Origin of the sequence: Reyranella sp. (assembly GCF_965227665.1) — a bacterium.
Classification (GTDB): domain Bacteria; phylum Pseudomonadota; class Alphaproteobacteria; order Reyranellales; family Reyranellaceae; genus Reyranella.
The window spans coordinates 4,533,095-4,550,207 of record NZ_OZ245767.1; the positions used below are offsets into that span (position 1 = coordinate 4,533,095).

General features: G+C 67.4%; 15 protein-coding genes. 9 read left to right on the forward strand and 6 right to left on the reverse strand.

Going from position 1 to position 17,113, the window contains the following annotated elements; translation table 11 throughout:
- Window positions 1–13: 13 nt before the first annotated feature.
- The gene (locus ACO07I_RS21905; RefSeq protein WP_422011092.1) at window positions 14–433 is read left to right on the forward strand and encodes a GNAT family N-acetyltransferase; all 420 of its coding nucleotides are present in this window, start codon (window positions 14–16) and stop codon (window positions 431–433) included.
- A gap of 326 nt (window positions 434–759) precedes the next feature.
- Window positions 760–981 carry an addiction module protein gene (locus ACO07I_RS21910; RefSeq protein ID WP_422011094.1) on the forward strand — a complete coding sequence of 74 codons (222 nt, stop codon included), beginning with the start codon at window positions 760–762 and terminating at the stop codon, window positions 979–981.
- Window positions 982–1,294: 313 nt separating this feature from the next.
- Here ACO07I_RS21910 and ACO07I_RS21915 read toward each other — a convergent pair whose 3' ends face one another.
- The gene (locus ACO07I_RS21915; protein WP_422011096.1) at window positions 1,295–2,158 is read right to left on the reverse strand and encodes a uracil-DNA glycosylase; all 864 of its coding nucleotides are present in this window, start codon (window positions 2,156–2,158) and stop codon (window positions 1,295–1,297) included.
- Window positions 2,155–3,183: an alpha/beta fold hydrolase gene (locus tag ACO07I_RS21920; RefSeq protein WP_422011098.1), complete on the reverse strand. Its 1,029-nt coding sequence runs from the start codon at window positions 3,181–3,183 to the stop codon at window positions 2,155–2,157. The genes ACO07I_RS21915 and ACO07I_RS21920 overlap by 4 nt, the downstream gene beginning before the upstream one ends.
- A gap of 117 nt (window positions 3,184–3,300) precedes the next feature.
- Here ACO07I_RS21920 and ACO07I_RS21925 point away from each other — a divergent pair, with 117 nt between their 5' ends.
- The 3 genes from ACO07I_RS21925 to ACO07I_RS21935 are packed head-to-tail and all read left to right on the forward strand — an operon-like array spanning window position 3,301 to window position 7,605.
- Entirely contained in the window at window positions 3,301–4,956 is a 1,656-nt protein-coding gene (locus ACO07I_RS21925) for an electron transfer flavoprotein-ubiquinone oxidoreductase (RefSeq protein WP_422011100.1), read from the forward strand.
- Window positions 4,957–4,961: 5 nt separating this feature from the next.
- On the forward strand, window positions 4,962–6,752 hold the full coding sequence (locus ACO07I_RS21930) for a tetratricopeptide repeat protein (protein ID WP_422011102.1): 1,791 nt from the start codon (window positions 4,962–4,964) through the stop codon (window positions 6,750–6,752).
- Window positions 6,753–6,768: 16 nt separating this feature from the next.
- Entirely contained in the window at window positions 6,769–7,605 is an 837-nt protein-coding gene (locus ACO07I_RS21935; RefSeq protein WP_422011104.1) for a 4-(cytidine 5'-diphospho)-2-C-methyl-D-erythritol kinase, read from the forward strand.
- A gap of 1 nt (window position 7,606) precedes the next feature.
- Here ACO07I_RS21935 and ACO07I_RS21940 read toward each other — a convergent pair whose 3' ends face one another.
- A complete protein-coding gene (locus ACO07I_RS21940) occupies window positions 7,607–8,638 on the reverse strand; it encodes a COX15/CtaA family protein (RefSeq protein ID WP_422011106.1) in 1,032 nt (343 codons plus the stop codon).
- 104 nt (window positions 8,639–8,742) lie between these two features.
- Between ACO07I_RS21940 and ACO07I_RS21945 the strand changes: the two genes are divergently transcribed.
- Complete coding sequence (locus ACO07I_RS21945) at window positions 8,743–12,246, forward strand: FAD-dependent oxidoreductase (RefSeq protein WP_422011108.1); 3,504 nt, start codon at window positions 8,743–8,745, stop codon at window positions 12,244–12,246.
- On the opposite strand, the gene ACO07I_RS21950 is transcribed toward ACO07I_RS21945, so the two are convergent.
- From ACO07I_RS21950 to ACO07I_RS21960, 3 genes are read right to left on the reverse strand one after another with little or no spacing between them, the layout of a single operon-like run.
- On the reverse strand, window positions 12,243–12,656 hold the full coding sequence (locus ACO07I_RS21950) for an MAPEG family protein (RefSeq protein WP_422011110.1): 414 nt from the start codon (window positions 12,654–12,656) through the stop codon (window positions 12,243–12,245). The genes ACO07I_RS21945 and ACO07I_RS21950 overlap by 4 nt on opposite strands.
- 11 nt (window positions 12,657–12,667) lie before the next feature.
- Window positions 12,668–13,351: a class I SAM-dependent methyltransferase gene (locus ACO07I_RS21955; protein ID WP_422011112.1), complete on the reverse strand. Its 684-nt coding sequence runs from the start codon at window positions 13,349–13,351 to the stop codon at window positions 12,668–12,670.
- A 39-nt stretch (window positions 13,352–13,390) separates the two neighbouring features.
- Window positions 13,391–14,731 (reverse strand): MATE family efflux transporter, encoded by a 1,341-nt coding sequence (locus ACO07I_RS21960; RefSeq protein ID WP_422018346.1) that lies wholly within the window; start codon window positions 14,729–14,731, stop codon window positions 13,391–13,393.
- A gap of 90 nt (window positions 14,732–14,821) precedes the next feature.
- Between ACO07I_RS21960 and ACO07I_RS21965 the strand changes: the two genes are divergently transcribed.
- The 3 genes from ACO07I_RS21965 (at window position 14,822) to ACO07I_RS21975 (ending at window position 17,093) form a co-directional block, all read left to right on the forward strand.
- Window positions 14,822–15,118, forward strand: coding sequence for a cupin domain-containing protein (locus tag ACO07I_RS21965; protein ID WP_298313297.1), 297 nt, complete (start codon window positions 14,822–14,824; stop codon window positions 15,116–15,118).
- A gap of 151 nt (window positions 15,119–15,269) precedes the next feature.
- Window positions 15,270–16,826 (forward strand): DEAD/DEAH box helicase, encoded by a 1,557-nt coding sequence (locus ACO07I_RS21970; RefSeq protein ID WP_422011114.1) that lies wholly within the window; start codon window positions 15,270–15,272, stop codon window positions 16,824–16,826.
- Window positions 16,827–16,853: 27 nt separating this feature from the next.
- Window positions 16,854–17,093, forward strand: a complete 240-nt coding sequence (locus ACO07I_RS21975) for an Lrp/AsnC family transcriptional regulator (protein ID WP_422011116.1) — start codon at window positions 16,854–16,856, stop codon at window positions 17,091–17,093.
- Window positions 17,094–17,113 lie beyond the last annotated feature (20 nt).

Consider the following 17,113-nt stretch of genomic DNA (forward strand, 5'->3'; position numbering starts at 1 on the left):
ATGAGGCGCTGAAATGGAGAAGGTCGAGCTCGTCTTCGATCCCGACAACGCGCGCGCCGCGGGCTATGTGGGCGAACGTCTCTCGATGTTCAATGCGAGCCGCACCGGCAGGTCCGACTACTATCCCTGCAAGATTTTCCTGAAGGGCGAGAAGGGCGAAACCCTGGGCGGCCTTCTCGGCTACCTCTGGTCGGACTGGCTGTTCGTGTCGATCCTCTGGGTCGACGAGGCGCTGCGGGGGCAGGGCCACGCCACGCGCCTGATGGACGCCGCCGAAGACTATGCGCGCCAGCGCGGCTGCCACTCGGCGCATCTCGACACCCACACCTGGCAGGCCCGCCCGTTCTACGAGAAGCGCGGCTACGAGGTCTTCGCCACCCTCGACGACTACCCGCCGGGCCATAAGAAGTTCTTCCTCAAGAAGAGCCTCTAGCGGGCCGCCGGGACGTCGGAATCCCGGCCAATAAACGAAACAAACGAAATAAACGAAACAAACGAAGCCGATGTCGCACCCGCCCGGAATTCGGGCCGTGGTGGCCGCCGACGGACCGATATTGCTCGCCAGTTGTTTCGAAAAAGACAGTCAAATCAGTCCGTTAGAGAGGATTTTTGCCAAGGGGGCGGCAAGCCGCGCACCCGCTAGTTGCAGCAGAGGCCTATGCCCCGCAGCGCGGCCGTCACTCGGCGCCTACGAGGTCCTCGCCACCTTGGCGTGGCCGGGGTCTTACCAAGGGGCGATGGCGGCGCTAGGTTATGGTGATGAACAAGGTACTCATGGCGGAACTTGAGAAGCTCGACGCCAACGAGCGCCTGCGTCTTGCCTACGACTTGCTAGACAGCGTTGCCCAGACCGAAGCTGCTCGCCCCATTACTGATGCCCAGCGACAGGAATTGCGCCGCCGGCTGGCGGATTATCGAGCCAACCCTGACGAAGCCGTAATGACCCTCGCTGACATCCGCCGCGAAGCTGGCCTCTTGTGATCCGTGCGGCTAGCGGTCGTATACCGTCTCGCGGCCAGCCGCGAAGTAGTTAAAGCTGCCCTGCAGTATGAACGGCACAGGCGCGGATTGGGCGGTGTCTTCCTCGATGAGATTGCACGTATCGAGCGGCACGTCTCCGATGCACCCGGCCTCTATCAACTCGTAGAAGCGCCGATACGCAGGGCCACGCTGCGCCGGTTTCCGTTCGGGCTCTTCTATCTGGAAGAGTTGGACCGTATCGTCGTTCTCGCTTGTCTCGATCTGAGACGGGATCCGCAAATGATCGGAGACACTGTCGCGCGTCGCTGACGGCTCAGCGAACGCCGAGATCCTTCAGCCGCTTGTCGAGTGACAAGAGGTCGGCCCAGCTCTGGCGTTTGCTGGCGGGGGTGCGGAGCAGATAGGCGGGATGGAAGGTGGGCAGCGCCGGGACTTCGCTGCCGTCGTCAAGCGTGAGCGTCGTCCATTTGCCGCGCAGGCGCGTGATGCCCTCGGTCGTGTTCAGCACGGCCTTCACCGCCGTGCCGCCGGCCAGCACCACGATCTTCGGCCTGGCGAGTTCGATGTGGCGGCGGGTGAAGGCGAGGCAGATCGCCTGTTCCGAGAGGGTTGGCGTGCGGTTGCCCGGCGGCCGCCAGAACAAAATGTTGGTGATGTAGAGGTCGCGCTCACGGCTCATGCCGATGGCGGCAAACATGCGGTCCATGAGCTGGCCGCTGACGCCCACGAACGGCTTGCCGAGCCGGTCCTCGTCGGCGCCCGGCGCTTCGCCGACGATCATCACCGGCGCGCCGGCCACGCCATCGGCAAATACGGTGTTCTTGGCCGTGCGCTTCAGCGCGCAGCCCTCGAAGGCGCGCACGGCTTCCTCGAGTTCGGCGATGGTGGTTGCCCGGCGCGAGATCTCGCGCGCGTCTTCGGCGAGCTGCGGCGATTCGAGCGGCACGGGCGCGCGCACGACCGCCGGTGCGGTCGGCGCGCGGATCGGCGTCGGCGCTGCCGGTGACGAAGCGGGTGTCGAAGCCGCGGAGGCCGCCGGGGCAGCGGCAACGGCGGCCGGCGGCGGAAGCGCAAAGCGGTCGATCGCTTCCTCGCCGATCGTCTCGTCGATCCCGTGATCGACGTACCAGCGCAGCAGCGCGGCGGCGTCCTGCGGAGCGAACGCCGCTTCGGTCATGCCAGGCTCTTGATGAAGGCGCCCAGGATCGGCGCCCACATCGCGGCGTCGGCATGGCTGGCCATATGTCCCTTGTCCGACGGCATCTCGACATAGGTGAGATCGACGCCGGCCTTGCGCATGTCGAGCGCATGGCCGGCGCAGTCGGTGAGGTCGAACAGCTTGTCGGTCTTGGAGATGACGTAGAGGACCTTGGTCTGCTTGAGCTGGTCGTACTGCTGAGTGATGTCGAAGCCGTCGATCGCGCGCCGCAGGGTGACCAGCGAATGGCCGTCGTAGATCTGCGCCCAGCTCTTGGCCGCGACCTTGGCCTCGGCTTCGCCCTGGCCGTAGTTCAGCAGCGTCTCGTAGCGGATCTGCTCCAGCGCAGCCGGAATGCCGCCGTTCTCGTAGTACCAGCCGCCGTTCCAGTTCGGGTCGCTGGCGAGGCGCTTCTGGAGCGCCTCCAGCCCGCCCAGGCGGCCGGGCGCGCGCGGTGCGGTGACCGAAGCGGCGATGCCCCTCATGAAGCCGGGGTAGGACGCCGCCCACTGGAACGACTGGAAGCCGCCCATCGAGGGGCCGACCACGGCCACGAGGCTCTTGAGCGCCAGGGAATCGACCAGCAGCTTCTGGCTGGCCACCATGTCGCGCAGGGTGATCTCGGGGAAGGTCGGGCCGTAGGGCTTGCCGGTGCCGGGATCGATCGAGTTGGGACCGGAGCTGCCGTGCGCCGAGCCCAGCGCGTTCACCGAAACGACGAAGTGGCGGTCGGTGTCGATCGCCTTGCCGGGCCCGATCAGCCCGTCGAACCAGCCGGCCGACCCTTCCGGCACGCCCCGCCCGTGCTTGCCGGCGGCATTCCTGCCTGCAGCGTGATGGGAGGAGGTGTAGCCGTGCACGACCAGGATCGCATTGTCCTTGGCTGGCGACAGCGTGCCATAGGTTTCGTAGGCCAGTTCGAGGACGGGTAGCGTCTTGCCACTTTCCAGCCGGAAATCGCGTGCAGAGAAGGTCTTGCTCTCGATATCGTTCAACTCAGGCACAGGAAATCCCCTTTTCAGCGGGTGGCGATCCCGCCCCCGACACGCTATCTAAATCAGAGGATTGCCGCCGCACAGGCGCGCGTCCACCGGGAAAATGGAATTGCAGGGCCATACAGCATGACGCGCGAGGCGATGGAATACGACGTGGTGATCGTGGGTGGCGGTCCGGCCGGACTGTCCGCGGCGATTCGCCTGAAGCAGCTCGCCGCCCAGCGCAATCACGAAGTGTCGGTCTGCGTGCTGGAGAAGGGCTCGGAGTTGGGCGCCCACATCCTGTCCGGCGCCGTGGTCGATCCGATCGGCCTCAACGAGCTCATTCCCGACTGGAAGGAAAAGGGCGCGCCGCTCGAGACCCAGGTCACCGACGACCAGTTCCTGTTCCTGACCAAGAGCGGCTCCTACCGCTTCCCCAACTTCCTGCTGCCGCGGCTGATGAACAACCACGGCAACTACATCGTCAGCCTGGGCGAGGTCTGCCGCTGGCTCGGCCAGCAGGCCGAGGAGCTGGGCGTCGAGATCTATCCGGGCTTCGCCGCGGCCGAGGTGCTTTACCACGAGGACGGTTCGGTGAAGGGCGTCGCGACCGGCGACATGGGCGTCGGCAAGGACGGCAAGCCGAAGGACAGCTACACGCCCGGCATGGAGTTGCATGCCAAGTACACGCTGATCGGCGAAGGCGTGCGCGGCTCGCTGGCCAAGCAGCTGATGGCCAAGTTCGACCTGCGCGACGGCGTCGATCCGCAGAAGTTCGGCATCGGCATCAAGGAACTGTGGCAGGTCGATCCGGCCACCTTCCGCAAGGGCCTGGTGGTCCACTCGCAGGGCTGGCCGCTGTCGGAGACGAACAGCTCGGGCGGTTCGTTCATGTACCATTTCGGCGACAACCTGGTCGCCATCGGCCTCGTGGTGCATCTCAGCTACGAGAACCCGTATCTCTCGCCGTTCGACGAGTTCCAGCGCTTCAAGACCCATCCCGACGTCGCCAAGTATCTCAAGGGCGGCAAGCGGCTGGTCTACGGCTCGCGCGCCATCAACGAAGGCGGGCTGCAGTCGATTCCGAAGCTCACCTTCCCGGGCGGCGCGCTGATCGGCTGCTCGGCCGGCTTCGTCAACGTGCCGCGCATCAAGGGCAGCCATAATGCGGTGAAGAGCGGCATGCTGGCCGCCGAAGCGGCCTTCGAGGCGCTGGCCGGCGGCAAGACCGGCGGCGACGAGCTGATCGCCTATCCGGTGAAGCTGAAGGCGTCGTGGGTCTGGAAGGACCTCGACAAGGTGCGCAACGTGAAGCCCGCGCTGAAGTGGGGCACCACGCTGGGCACCCTGTATGGCGGCATGGACATGTGGCTGCACGATCTCGGGCTGCGTGTGCCGTGGACGCTGCGCCATCACAAGGCCGACCACGAGACGCTGCGGCCGGCCAGCGAGTTCCAGCCGATCCAGTATCCCAAGCCCGACGGCGTGATCTCGTTCGACAAGCTCTCCTCGGTGTTCCTGTCGAACACCAACCACGAGGAGGATCAGCCGGTTCACCTGAAGCTGCGCGATCCGTCGATCCCGATCGCCGTCAACCTGCCGCTCTATGCCGAGCCGGCGCAGCGCTACTGTCCGGCTGGCGTCTACGAGGTCGTCACCGCCGACAACGGCCAGCCGCGCTTCCAGATCAACGCCCAGAACTGCGTGCACTGCAAGACCTGCGACATCAAGGATCCCGCGCAGAACATCGATTGGACCGTGCCCGAAGGTGGCGGCGGTCCGAATTACCCCAACATGTGAGCCTGATGAACCGCACCCCCTTTGCGCTGCTTTCGGCAGCGCTGCTGTTCGCTCTTCCTCTTCCCGGCCAGGCCCAGCAGGGCCCGGCCCCGCAAGGCGGCGCCCGCGCGCCGACGACCCGACCGCCGGCCGTCCAGCCCGGACAGCTTCTGACTCCCATCTCGCTTCAGGGCCGCTACCTCGCCGCCCGGGTGGGCGAGCAGGATCATGATTACGATGCCGCGGCCGACCAGATGGATCAGGCCCTGGCGCTGACGCCGCTCGATCCGGAACTGATCTATGCCGTGTTCCGCCTGCGCATGTATGCGGGCCGTGTCGATTCCGCCGCCGAGCTGGCGCCCGCGGTGCTGGCGACACGCCCCGGCGACGGTTTCGCCAACCTCGTGATGGCGATCGAGTCGATCAAGAAGGGGGACTACAAGGCGGCCGAGCGTCAGCTCACCCAGATCGGCGCCGAGAACCAGCTGGGCGCGCTGCGCGAATATGTGATGGCCTGGTTGAAGGCCGGCGAGAAGGATTTCGCGGCCGCTCGTTCGTTCCTGGCGCGCCTGAAGCCCGCAGCCGGTGAGCGTGCCGAAGCGCCGGCGCTGGTGATCGAGGCCCAGATCGACGAGATGGCGGGCGACAAGGATGCCGCCGAGGCGAAGTACCGACGCGCCATATCGATCGACCGCAACGGCCTGCGCACCACGATCGCGGTGGCCGAAGGCCTGCGCCGTCTCGGCAAGGCAGACGAGGCGCGCGAGATCCTGAAGACCTACGGCACGCGCTACAGCGATTCCGTCGTCATGGACGGGCTGATGGGCCCCAATGCGCCGATGCCCAAGCCGCCGTCGCCGGCCTCGGGAATCGCCGACATCCTGTTCGACATCGGCGGCATCCTCGCCGCCGACCCGCGCAACCAGCGCACCGACCTGGCGCTGATCTTCTATCAGCTCGCCACGGCGCTGAAGCCCGAACAGGATTTCGCCTGGCTGATGATCGCGGGCGTCTACGAGCAGTTCGGCCAGATTCCCAAGGCGGTCGCCGCCCTGGGCAAGATCGCTCCGACGTCGCCGCTCTACTGGCAGGCGAGGCTGCGGACGGCGGCACTCGACGCCCAGGAAGACAAGTTCGACCAGGCGGTCGCCCGCCTCAAGACGCTGGTGGCCGAGAAGCCTGATCGCATCGACGCGGCCCTGACCCTGGCCGACCTGCTGCGCGGCAAGGATCGTTTCGCCGAGGCGGTCGCCGCCTACGACACCGCGATCTCGCGCCTCGGCAAGCCCGACGAGCGGCACTGGCAGGTCTATTTCGGCCGCGGCATCGTGCTGGAGCGCACCAAGAACTGGCCCAAGGCCGAGGCCGACATGAAGAAGGCGCTCGAACTGTCGCCCGAGCAGCCCTACGTGCTGAACTATCTCGGCTACAGCTGGATCGACCAGGGCCTGCACCTGCAGGAAGGCATGAAGATGCTGGAGCGCGCGACCGAGCTGCGCCCCGACGACGGTTCCATCACCGACAGCGTGGGCTGGGCCTACTACCGGCTCGGCCAGTTCGAGAAGGCGGTGGAGTGGCTGGAGCGCGCGACCGAGCAGAAGGGCGACGATTCGACGATCACCGATCATCTCGGCGACGCCTACTGGCATGTCGGCCGCCGTCGCGAGGCGCGCTTCCAGTGGGAGCGCGCGCTGCATCAGAATCCCGACAAGGACCGTCTGCCGGTCATCCAGGACAAGATCGCCAACGGCCTGAACCCGTCGAACGACAAGCCGACGGTCTACGAGAAGGCCGCCGACAGCAAGCAGGGCGGCTGATCGAAGGGCAGGAGGCGTGCCGCTCGCGCGGGCCAAGGTCAATCTCTGGCTGAACGTCGTCGGCCGCCGTGCCGACGGCTTTCATCTGCTCGACTCGCTGGTGGCCTTCACCGATCTCGCCGACGAGCTCGAGGTCGCGCCTGCGTCGACCTTGTCGCTGGACGTGGTGGGACCGGAAGCGCCCGCGCTCGACGGGGATCCGGACAATCTCGTCCTGAAGGCGGCGCGCCTGTTGGCCGGCCGGGCCGGCGTGGCGCCGCGCGCCGCGCTGCGTCTCACCAAGCGCATTCCCGTGGCGGCCGGCCTGGGCGGCGGGTCGGCCGATGCCGCGGCGGCGCTCCTGGCCTTGATCGACCTGTGGCGCGTGGCCATGCCCCAGGAGGAGCTGTTCGATCTCGCCGCGGTGTTGGGCGCCGATGTGCCGATGTGCCTGGCCGGGCGGCCGGCCCTGGCGACCGGCATCGGCGAGTGTCTCGCCCCTGTTCCCGCCTTGCCTGACTGCGCCATTCTGCTGGTCAATCCCGGGGTGGCACTCCCCACGCCCGCCGTCTTCGGCGCCCGACAGGGAAGCTTCTCGCCGGCGCGGCCGCTCGGCAGCGGCTGGCGCGATCTGGCCGATCTGGCGCGCGACCTCGGGCGGCGCGGCAATGATCTGACGCAGGCCGCGATCTCGCTCCGGCCGGAGGTTGCGGACGTCCTCGACCACCTGCAGCGCAGCGAGGGCGCCGCCCATGTCGCGATGAGCGGCAGCGGGGCCACCTGTTTCGCCCTCTACGGCTCGGTCGAGGAAGCAGAGCGTGCGGCCTCGCGGCTTCCCGCGTCCTGGTGGCGGCACGCCGGCCGCCTGGCGTGAGCTACGCCCGGGCGCGGTGGCGGACGACCAGGAGCGTCGTCAGGAGAAGCACGGCGCCCGCCTGATGCAGCGTGGCGATCGGGATGCTGACGCCGCTCAGGATGGTGGCGACCCCGAGCCCCAGCTGCACGAAGGCCATGCCGGCCGCTGCAAGCGTCTCCGAGCGTGGTGCCCGCCAGGCCATGACCAGCACGCCCAGCACCAGCAGCTTGGCCAGCCAGCGATGCACGAACTGGATGGTCGTGCCGTTCTCGAAGAGGTTGATCCACGCCGGTGAGAGGTCGAACAGGCCGGGCGGAATCCAGTAGCCCGACATGTCGGGGAAGGTGCTGTGCGCGGTGCCGGCGCGCAGGCCGGCCATGAAGGCGCCCCAGACCAGCACGACCAGCAGGAAGGCGATCAGCGCCGTGGCCTTGCGCGCGGTCTTGGCGTCGCCGCGGCGCACGCCCCCGGGCGTCAGTTCGAGGATCAGCCAGACCGTGTAGGCGTAGAGGACGATCGCGAGCAGCAGGTGGGCGGCGAGGCGGTAGTGGCTGACCGAAGGCCGGTCGACGAGACCCGAGGCCACCATCGCCCAACCCATCGCGCCTTGCAGGCCGCCCAGCACGAGCAGGGCAAGGAGGCGTGGCTTGAGGTAGGGGGTGAGGGCGCCGCGCCACCAGAACCAGGCCAGCGGCAGGGCGAAGACGAGACCGATCAGCCGGCCCCAGAGACGGTGGATGTACTCAAGCCAGAAGATCTCGCGGAACTCGGGCACGGTGAAGTCGCGGTTCACCAGGCGGCCCTGCGGCGAAGACAGATACTTCTGCAGCTCCGCCTGCCACGCCGCATCCGAAAGCGGCGGAAGCCAGCCGGTGACCGGCCGCCACTCGACCATCGAGAGGCCCGATTCGGTGAGCCGCGTCAGTGCGCCGATCACGATCATGAAGAAGATCATGCCGGCGACGACGATCAGCCACTGGCGCACGGAGGCGGGGACTTGCTGCATGGCCGCCGGAACATGGGCGAAGCGCGGGCCGCCGTCATCAGGCATAAATGTCGCGAAGGGCGTCGTCATCGGGCGTCTTGCGCTCGCCGTCCGCCTTGTTTAACGGTTCGCATACGAACAATTTTCATCCATCGTTCCGGAACATCGCAATGACTGCGTCCCCGCTGGCCCCGCCGGTCACCTTCGGGTCGAGCTTCAGTGATTTCTACGATCGCGAAGGCCTGGTCGGATTGGACGCCGCCTTCGTCGAGTGGCTCAAGGATGCGAATGTGGACGTCCATGCCCGCCTGTTGGCGGCGCGGGCCGCGCCGGAGGCGATGGCGGCCAAGGACGAGTCCAATCTCCTGATCGAGCTGGCGCGGCCGCTCGAGGATTTCATCGGGGCGCTCTTCGGCGTTGCGGGCGAAGCGGCCGACCTGCGCGCCCGCCACAGGCGACTGGCCCCGCTCTACGACTGCAAGCGCCTGTTCGTGCAGCGCTACGCCGCCCGCGCCCTCAAGCCCGAGGCCGCCGCCGCCCTGAACGGCGCCGCCGTCACGGAAGCCGTGAACCTGCCCGTCACCTTCGAGGCCGGCCTCGAAGCCTGGGAACTGGCCTTCGCGCTGGCCGTTCGCGAGCTGATCGGAGCCGAGTTCAAGGTCGAGGCGCCGACGCCGGAGGTCGAGGCGCTGACGCGCTACGCCGCCTGGGCGCTGCATCATCCCGAGGGCAGGCGCCGGCATCAGGACGGGCCGCTGTTCAAGGTGCCGCACAAGCTCGACTTCGAGCATCTGGTCCCGATCGAGACCGAGATCGTCGATGGCGTGACGCGCATGAAGCTGCCGCGGCCGATGCTGCGCCATCGCGAGGGCTTTGCCCTGACCGACCATGGCTTCGACCTGGTGCGCGCCCTCGACCACGCCACCTACTGCATCTGGTGCCACAACCAGGGCAAGGACAGCTGCTCGCGCGGTCTCAGGGATCGCAAGACCGGCGCGTTCCAGAAATCGCCGTTCGGTGTGACGCTCGCGGGCTGTCCGCTCGAAGAGAAAATCTCGGAGATGAACCTGCTGAAGAGCGAGGGCTTCTCCATCGGCGCTCTGGCGATGGCGGCGGTCGACAATCCGCTGCTGGCGGCCACCGGGCATCGCATCTGTAACGACTGCATGAAGGCCTGCATCTACCAGAAGCAGGAACCGGTCGATATCCCGCAGATCGAGACCCGCACCCTGAAGGACGTGCTGGGCCTGCCGTGGGGTTTCGAGATCTACTCGCTGCTGACGCGCTGGAATCCGCTCAACCTGCGCCGTCCGATTCCGCGTCCCTCCACGGGACGCACCGTGCTGGTGGTCGGTCTCGGTCCCGCAGGCTTCAACCTGGCGCACCATCTGATGAACGACGGCCACACCGTGGTCGGCATCGACGGGCTGAAGATCGAGCCTCTGCCCGAGACGCAGTCGGGCGTCGCCCTGGACGGCACGCGCGTGCCCTTCGCGGCGGTGAAGGACGCAGCGACCTTGCGCGAGAATCTCGGCGAGCGAGCGATGGCGGGCTTCGGCGGTGTCGCCGAGTACGGCATCACGGTGCGCTGGGACAAGAACTACCTGAAGATGGTGCGGCTGCTGCTGGAACGTCGCGCGCAGTTCTCGATGTTCGGCGGCGTGCGTTTCGGCGGCACGGTGACGGTCGAGAGCGCCTTCGCGATGGGCTTCGACCACATCGCGCTGTGTGCCGGCGCGGGCAAGCCGACCGTGCTCGACCTGCCCAACGGCCTGGCGCGTGGCGTACGCGCGGCATCGGACTTCCTGATGGCACTGCAGCTCACGGGCGCGGCCAAGAAGGACTCCATCGCCAACCTGCAGATCCGCCTGCCGGTCGTGGTGATCGGCGGCGGTCTCACTGCAATCGATACCGCAACCGAATCGCTGGCTTACTATCCGCTGCAGGTCGAGAAGTTCCTCGCCCGCCACGAGACGCTGGTTGCCGAGCGCGGCGAGGCCGCGGTAGGCGCGAACTGGTCGCCGGAAGAGCGCGAGATCGCCGGGGAGTTCATCGCTCACGCCCGTGCGATCCGGGCGGAGCGCGAACGGGCGGCGCGCGAGGGCCGCGAGCCTGCGATCGCCAAGCTGGTCAATGGCTGGGGCGGCGTGTCGCTGGTCTATCGCCGCCGGCTGATCGACTCGCCGTCTTATACGTTGAACCATGAGGAAGTACTCAAGGCGCTCGAGGAAGACATCCGCTTCGTCGAGGGCCTGTCACCCGTCGCGGTCGAGATCGACGAGGCGGGACAGGCCAGGGCGCTGAAGGTCGCGGGCGAGCAGAACGGCGTCCCGGTCGAGGCGACCCTGCCGGCGCGCACGATCCTCGTCGCCGCCGGCACGCAGCCCAACACGGTGCTGGCGCGCGAGGATGCGACCCATGCCTTCATCGACGGCAAGTATTTCCGCGCCCTCGACGAGGCCGGCAATCAAGTGACGCCCGAGCGAGTCTGCAAGCCGGGCGACGTGCGCGTGCTGATGTACCGCCACGCCGACGATCGCTTCATGTCGTTCTTCGGCGACCTGCATCCCTCGTTCGCCGGCAATGTCGTGAAGGCGATGGGCGGGGCCAAGCAGGGCTATTCGGTGCTGACGCGGGCGATGACGGCGCTGCCGCCGCCCAGGCGCACCCCGGCGGAGATTCTCGATGAGGCGAACCGATCGTGGCGTGCCCGCGTGGTCCGCGTCGACCGGCTGACGCCCACCATCATCGAAATCATCGTCGAGGCGCAGGCGGCGGCCCGCAACTTCGAGCCCGGCCAATTCTACCGCCTGCAGAACTATGAGGCGCGCTCCCTGCGCGCCGAGGGCACGCTCCTCACCATGGAGGGCCTCGCGCTCACCGGGGCCTGGGTCGACAAGGAGAAGGGCCTGCTGTCGCTGATCGCCCTGGAAATGGGCGGCTCGTCCGACCTGTGCGCGATGCTGAAGCCCGGCGAGCCGGTGATCGTCATGGGACCGACCGGCGCGCCGACCGAGATCGAACCGGGCGAGACCGTCGTGCTGGTGGGCGGCGGCCTCGGCAACGCCGTGCTCTTCTCGATCGGCCAGGCCTTCCGCAAGGCCGGCAGCAAGGTGCTCTACTTCGCCGGCTACAAGCGCATGATCGACCGCTACAAGGTCGAGGAGATCGAGGCCGCGGCCGACGTCGTCGTCTGGTGCTGCGACGAGGCGCCGGGCTTTGCACCGGGCCGGCCGCAGGACAAGTCGGTCGTCACCAACATCGTCGAGGCGATGCGCCTTTACGCGTCGGGCGAACTCGGCGACCAGCCGATCCCCTACAGCGCCGCCGATCGCATCGTGGCCATCGGCTCCGACGGCATGATGAACGCGGTGCGCCTGGCGCGGCATGCGGCGTTGAAGCCGTACCTGAAGCCCGAGCACCTGGCCTTCGGCTCGATCAACTCCCCCATGCAATGCATGATGAAGGAGATCTGCGCCCAGTGCCTGCAGCTCCACCGGGATCCGGAGACCGGCAAGGAGACGGTGGTCTTCTCCTGCTTCAACCAGGACCAGCGGCTCGACCTGGTCGATTTCAACAATCTGCGCCAGCGCCTGCGCCAGAACTCCGTGCAGGAAAAGATCGGCGCCCTCTGGATCGACCGCTCGCTGCGCCAGCTCGGGGTGCGCGGCTAGACGAAGATCTTCCGCGCCACGATCATCAGCAGGGCGATCGACGCCACGAGGATCACCAGCAGCGTGAGCACGATGCCGGCCGCGCGGCCGGGGTTGGTATCCGCCGTGCGGGCAAGCCCGAAGGCATGGGCGAGCCGCGCGACGATGAAGCCGATGCCCAGCGCATGGACCAGCACGCGCGAGCCGCCGTTGATCTCGAGCAGCGCCAGCAGGACCAGGACAAGCGCGGCGTATTCGGCGAAGTTCCCGAAGACCCGGCTCATGCGGCTCATCTCGGCATCGCCGCCATCGCCGAGGCTGACCCGGCTCCGGAAGCGCTGACGGATCACCAGCGAAGCAAGCAGCACACAGAGAAGCCCCGTGAGGGCGGCATAGAAGGCGGTGACGAACGGCAGGGCCGGCATTGCCATGAGGGTATCTCCTAGGGAGCGCGGACGAAGCGGAACAGGACCTTGTCCTGGCTGTAATAGCGCAGCTGGTCCACGATCTTGGGAAAATACTCGCTGCCCACCGTCACCGGCATGAAGGCGTCGAGGTCGAGGGGGCGCACGCCGACATGGAAGCCCGCGTCGCTGAACGCCTTGGCGACGGCGTCGAGCGAGTGGTCGTAGAGCGGGATCGACGAGGTCCCGGCGATCACCTTGCGCCAACGCGGCCAAACGGCGCTGTCCTTGTGGCAGCCCATGGCCGCGACATAGGTGCCGCCCGGCTTCAGCGCCGCCTTGATGTCGCTCGCGTGCGCGGCGAGGTCGGGCAGCAGGTAGAGCACTTCGTGGCTGAAGGCGAAGTCGAACGTCCGGCCGAGCGCGGCCGCACTCTCGCTCACCTTGTAGTCGATCGGGCGATGCCCCTTCAGCAGCGCGGCGCGGTCCACCGACTCCCGCGCGATGTCGATGCCGACGCCCGCCTTGAACGGGTGGCGGTCGTACAGCATCCGCAGGAAGCCACCCTGATTGCAGCCGTAATCGAGCAGGGTCGACGAACGCAGGTCCTCATGGATCGAAACGTCGATCATGCGCCGCCAGATCGGCGCATGGGCGGCGCCCATTGCTTCCTCGTCGGCTTCGTTGCGGTTCCAGGTCCGGATGATCGAAGGCCGTTGCATCGCTTCCTCCTGTGAGGAGGCGAGCCTATCACGCCCCCGTTACGCCCGTCCGCGCCAGGGGTGCACGAGCAACGGCCCGGCGACCAGGCTGCCGAAGGTGACGATGCCGACCGCGATGGCTGTGAAGACTCCGGGCAGGCCCCAGCCGAGATGCTCGATGGCGAACCAGCCGCCCAGCGACGCCACGAACAGGCGCGTCACGCCGGCGGCGAAAGGCGCCTTCATGCGGCCCGCGCCCTGGCTGGCGAAGGACAAGGTCATGCCGATGCCGAACACGAAGTAGAACGGCGCGACGCGCGTCACGTAGGCCACGGTCGCGGCGATCACGTCGGGATCGTTGGTGAAGAGCCGGGCCCAGCCTTCCGGAAACAGCGCCACGACCCAGCCGAAGGCGCCAATGCCGAGACCGGCCACCAGGCTGCCGATCCAGGCCGCCCGCACGGCACGTCGCCAGTCGTTGGCGCCGGCGGCCACGCCCACGATGGTCGTGAGGCCGGAGCCGATGCCGAAGGCCAGCGGCACGAGCATGAATTCGAGCCGCACGCCGATGCCGTAGCCGGCCAGCGCGGCGATGCCGAAGCGGCCGACGAGGCCGGTGACCAGCATGGCCGTCAGATTCGCCGTGAAGGCGGAGAAGGAGGCGATCAGGCCGACCCGCAGGATCTCCCAGAACAGCCGGCCTTGGAGAGGAATGCCGGTCGTTGCCGGGACGAAGCCGAGCTTGCCGCTCCACAGGGCGCGCGCCTGCAACAGGGCCGAGACGGCCGACGTCAGCAAAGAGGAGACGGCGGGCCCCGCCATGCCCATGCCGGGCCATCCGCCGATGCCCAGCGCCAACACGTAGGAGAGGGGCACCTGGGCGATCGAGGATAAGAGCATGTAGCGGCCGGGCGTGGCCGCGTCGCCGCCGCCGCGCAGCAGGGCCGACAGGAAGAAGTTGGCCCAGATGAACAGCGAGCCCGTGAACAGCACGTGGGAGTAGGTGAGGGCATTGGCGAGCGCGGCGCCTTCGCCGCCCAGCATGCGATAGAGCGAGGGCGCGGCCGTCCAGGCGAGCAGGGTGAAGAGCAGCGCCAGCGCCGCGCCGAGGACCAGCGCATGCAGCACCAACGCTCGCGCATCCTTGGTGCGGCCGGCGCCCAAGGTGCGGGCCGTGGCCGCCGCCACGCCACCGCCCATGCCGCCCGCCGCCATCATGGTCATCATCATCATAAGCGGGAAGACCAGCGCGAAGCCCGCCAGGGTGTCGGTCCCCAGCCGGCCGAAGATGAAGGTCTCGGCAATGGCCACGAAGGTCTGCACGATCATGACGGCGGTCGTGGGGGCCGACAGCTTCCACAGGCTCTTGCCGATGGGCGCGGTGAGAAGGGGGTGCGACAGGGCGGGACTCCAATTGCGTGCATATGCACGATATCAGGCCGCGCCCTCGTGTCACCTTACAAACGCTGCGCGAGGCATTAGCTTTCGCGCATGACCCAGACGGAACGTCCCCTCGCCAAGCCCTCGGTCCAGGCCGAGAATGATCGTGTCATCGTGACGGAGTGGCGCTTCCCGCCGGGCAGCCACACCGGCTGGCACCGTCACGACCACGACTATGTCGTGGTGCCCATCACCACGGGCGAGCTGCACATCTTCGACGGCAAGGCCACCGTGCCGGCACCGCTGAGGGCCGGCGTGTCCTATTCCCGGCAGACCGGGGTCGAGCACGACGTCATCAATCCCAACGATTTCGAGTTCGTTTTCGTCGAAATCGAGATCAAGGCCTGACCTTGCCGCCGGGCTGCCCCGCGCCCGCTCGCATTGACTTGGCCCCTTCAAGGGGTCATATGGGGTCCGCCCAGCGGTCTAGCTCGATCCTCGAGCCTTATGCGACTGCTCCAAGTCCAGCGGAAAGAATGGACTAAACCACGGAAATTAAATGAGTTTTGAGAGTTTGGGGCTCAGCGCCCCGGTACTGCAGGCAGTGGCCGAAAAGGGCTACACGACGCCTACCCTCATCCAGGAAAAGGCCATCCCCATCTGCCTGATGGGTCGCGATGTCCTCGGATGCGCCCAGACGGGCACCGGCAAGACTGCCTCCTTCGTCCTCCCGATGATCGACATTCTCTCGGAGGGCCGCGCCAAGGCGCGGATGCCGCGATCGCTCATCCTTGAGCCGACGCGCGAACTGGCCGCCCAGGTGGCCGAGAACTTCGAAATCTACGGCAAGTACCACAAGCTCAACATGGCGCTGCTGATCGGCGGCGTGAGCTTCCCCGACCAGGAGCGCGCCCTCGAACGCGGTGCCGACGTCCTGATCGCGACCCCCGGCCGACTGCTCGATCATTTCGAGCGCGGCGGCATCCTGCTGAACGACGTCAAGATCCTGGTGATCGACGAAGCCGACCGCATGCTCGACATGGGCTTCATCCCCGACGTCGAGCGCATCGTCGCCACCCTGCCCCCACTGCGCCAGACCCTGTTCTTCTCGGCCACCATGCCGCCGGAGATCAAGCGCCTGGCCGACCGCTTCCTCAGCAATCCGAAGGAAGTCACGGTGTCGGCGCCGGCCTCGGCCTCCAAGAACATCGTGCAGGGTCTCGTGGTCGTGCAGGAAGACGACAAGCGCGAGGCGCTGCGGGCCCTGATCAAGGAACAGGACATCAAGAACGCGATCGTCTTCTGCAACCGCAAGAAGGACGTGGCCATCCTGCAGGGGTCGCTCAAGAAGCACGGCTTCAACGCCGGGGCGCTGCATGGCGACATGAGCCAGCCCGCGCGTATGGAGACCCTGGAGAAGTTCAAGCAGGGCGAGATCCAGATCCTGGTCGCGTCCGATGTCGCCGCCCGCGGCCTCGACATCGTGGCGATGAGCCACGTGTTCAATTTCGACGTTCCGCTCTCTCCCGAGGACTATGTCCATCGCATCGGTCGCACCGGCCGAGCCGGCAATACCGGTCATTCGTTCACGCTGGCCTCGCCGGACGAGGGCCCCCTCGTCGAGGCGATCGAGAAGCTGATCGGCACCACCATCCCGCGGGTCGAAGTCCCGGGCATGGAGCTCCTTGCCTTCGAACCGTCCGACGGACGCCGTCGCGGGCGAGGCCGTGGACGCGCCGGGTCGAGCAGCAGCAGCCGTGGCCGTAGCAGCAGCAGCCGTCCGCCGAAGGAAGCGCGCGCCGAGCAGGCCGCCGGGCCCGAGCGCGCGGCGCGTCCAGCGCCGGAAGCCCGTCCCGAGCGCGAAGTCCGTCCGGAACGCGAAGCGCGTCCGCCGCGTGAGCCGCGGGCGGAGCGCCCGAATCGCGAGCCGCGCCCGGAGCGCGAGGCACGTCCCGAGCGCGAGCCGCGCCCCGAGCGCGAAGCGCGTCCGCCGCGGGAGCGCCGCCCGGAGCGGTCCGACCGTCCGCGTCAGGATCGTCGCGACCGTGACGACTCGCCGGCTCCGATGGGTCTCGGCGATCACGTACCGGCTTTCCTCGCCCGCTCGGCGCGCTAGTATCGCGCGTCGCGGCGGAGGGCGTACATGCAGACCATTTTCGTCATGGTGAAGTGCGAGCTCGGCAAGGCCTATGAGGTTGCCGACAGTGCCGTCGCCGTCGAGCAGGTGTCGGAGGTCTATTCGACCTCCGGGCAATACGATCTCCTGATGAAGTGCTACCTCGACGAAAAGACCGACATCGGCCATTTCGTGACCAGCGAGATCCAGACGCTGCCGGGCGTGAAGGATACGTTCACCCTGATCACCTTCAAGGCGTTTTCCTGAGCACGGCCCTCCCGCGCCAG

Coding starts and splice junctions, on each gene's coding strand:
- ACO07I_RS21905 (WP_422011092.1), top strand. CDS start 14: ATGGAGAAGGTCGAGCTCGTCTTCGATCCCGACAACGCGCGCGCCGCG.
- ACO07I_RS21910 (WP_422011094.1), top strand. CDS start 760: ATGAACAAGGTACTCATGGCGGAACTTGAGAAGCTCGACGCCAACGAG.
- ACO07I_RS21915 (WP_422011096.1), bottom strand. CDS start 2,158: ATGACCGAAGCGGCGTTCGCTCCGCAGGACGCCGCCGCGCTGCTGCGC.
- ACO07I_RS21925 (WP_422011100.1), top strand. CDS start 3,301: ATGACGCGCGAGGCGATGGAATACGACGTGGTGATCGTGGGTGGCGGT.
- ACO07I_RS21930 (WP_422011102.1), top strand. CDS start 4,962: ATGAACCGCACCCCCTTTGCGCTGCTTTCGGCAGCGCTGCTGTTCGCT.
- ACO07I_RS21940 (WP_422011106.1), bottom strand. CDS start 8,638: ATGCCTGATGACGGCGGCCCGCGCTTCGCCCATGTTCCGGCGGCCATG.
- ACO07I_RS21945 (WP_422011108.1), top strand. CDS start 8,743: ATGACTGCGTCCCCGCTGGCCCCGCCGGTCACCTTCGGGTCGAGCTTC.
- ACO07I_RS21950 (WP_422011110.1), bottom strand. CDS start 12,656: ATGGCAATGCCGGCCCTGCCGTTCGTCACCGCCTTCTATGCCGCCCTC.
- ACO07I_RS21955 (WP_422011112.1), bottom strand. CDS start 13,351: ATGCAACGGCCTTCGATCATCCGGACCTGGAACCGCAACGAAGCCGAC.
- ACO07I_RS21965 (WP_298313297.1), top strand. CDS start 14,822: ATGACCCAGACGGAACGTCCCCTCGCCAAGCCCTCGGTCCAGGCCGAG.
- ACO07I_RS21970 (WP_422011114.1), top strand. CDS start 15,270: ATGAGTTTTGAGAGTTTGGGGCTCAGCGCCCCGGTACTGCAGGCAGTG.
- ACO07I_RS21975 (WP_422011116.1), top strand. CDS start 16,854: ATGCAGACCATTTTCGTCATGGTGAAGTGCGAGCTCGGCAAGGCCTAT.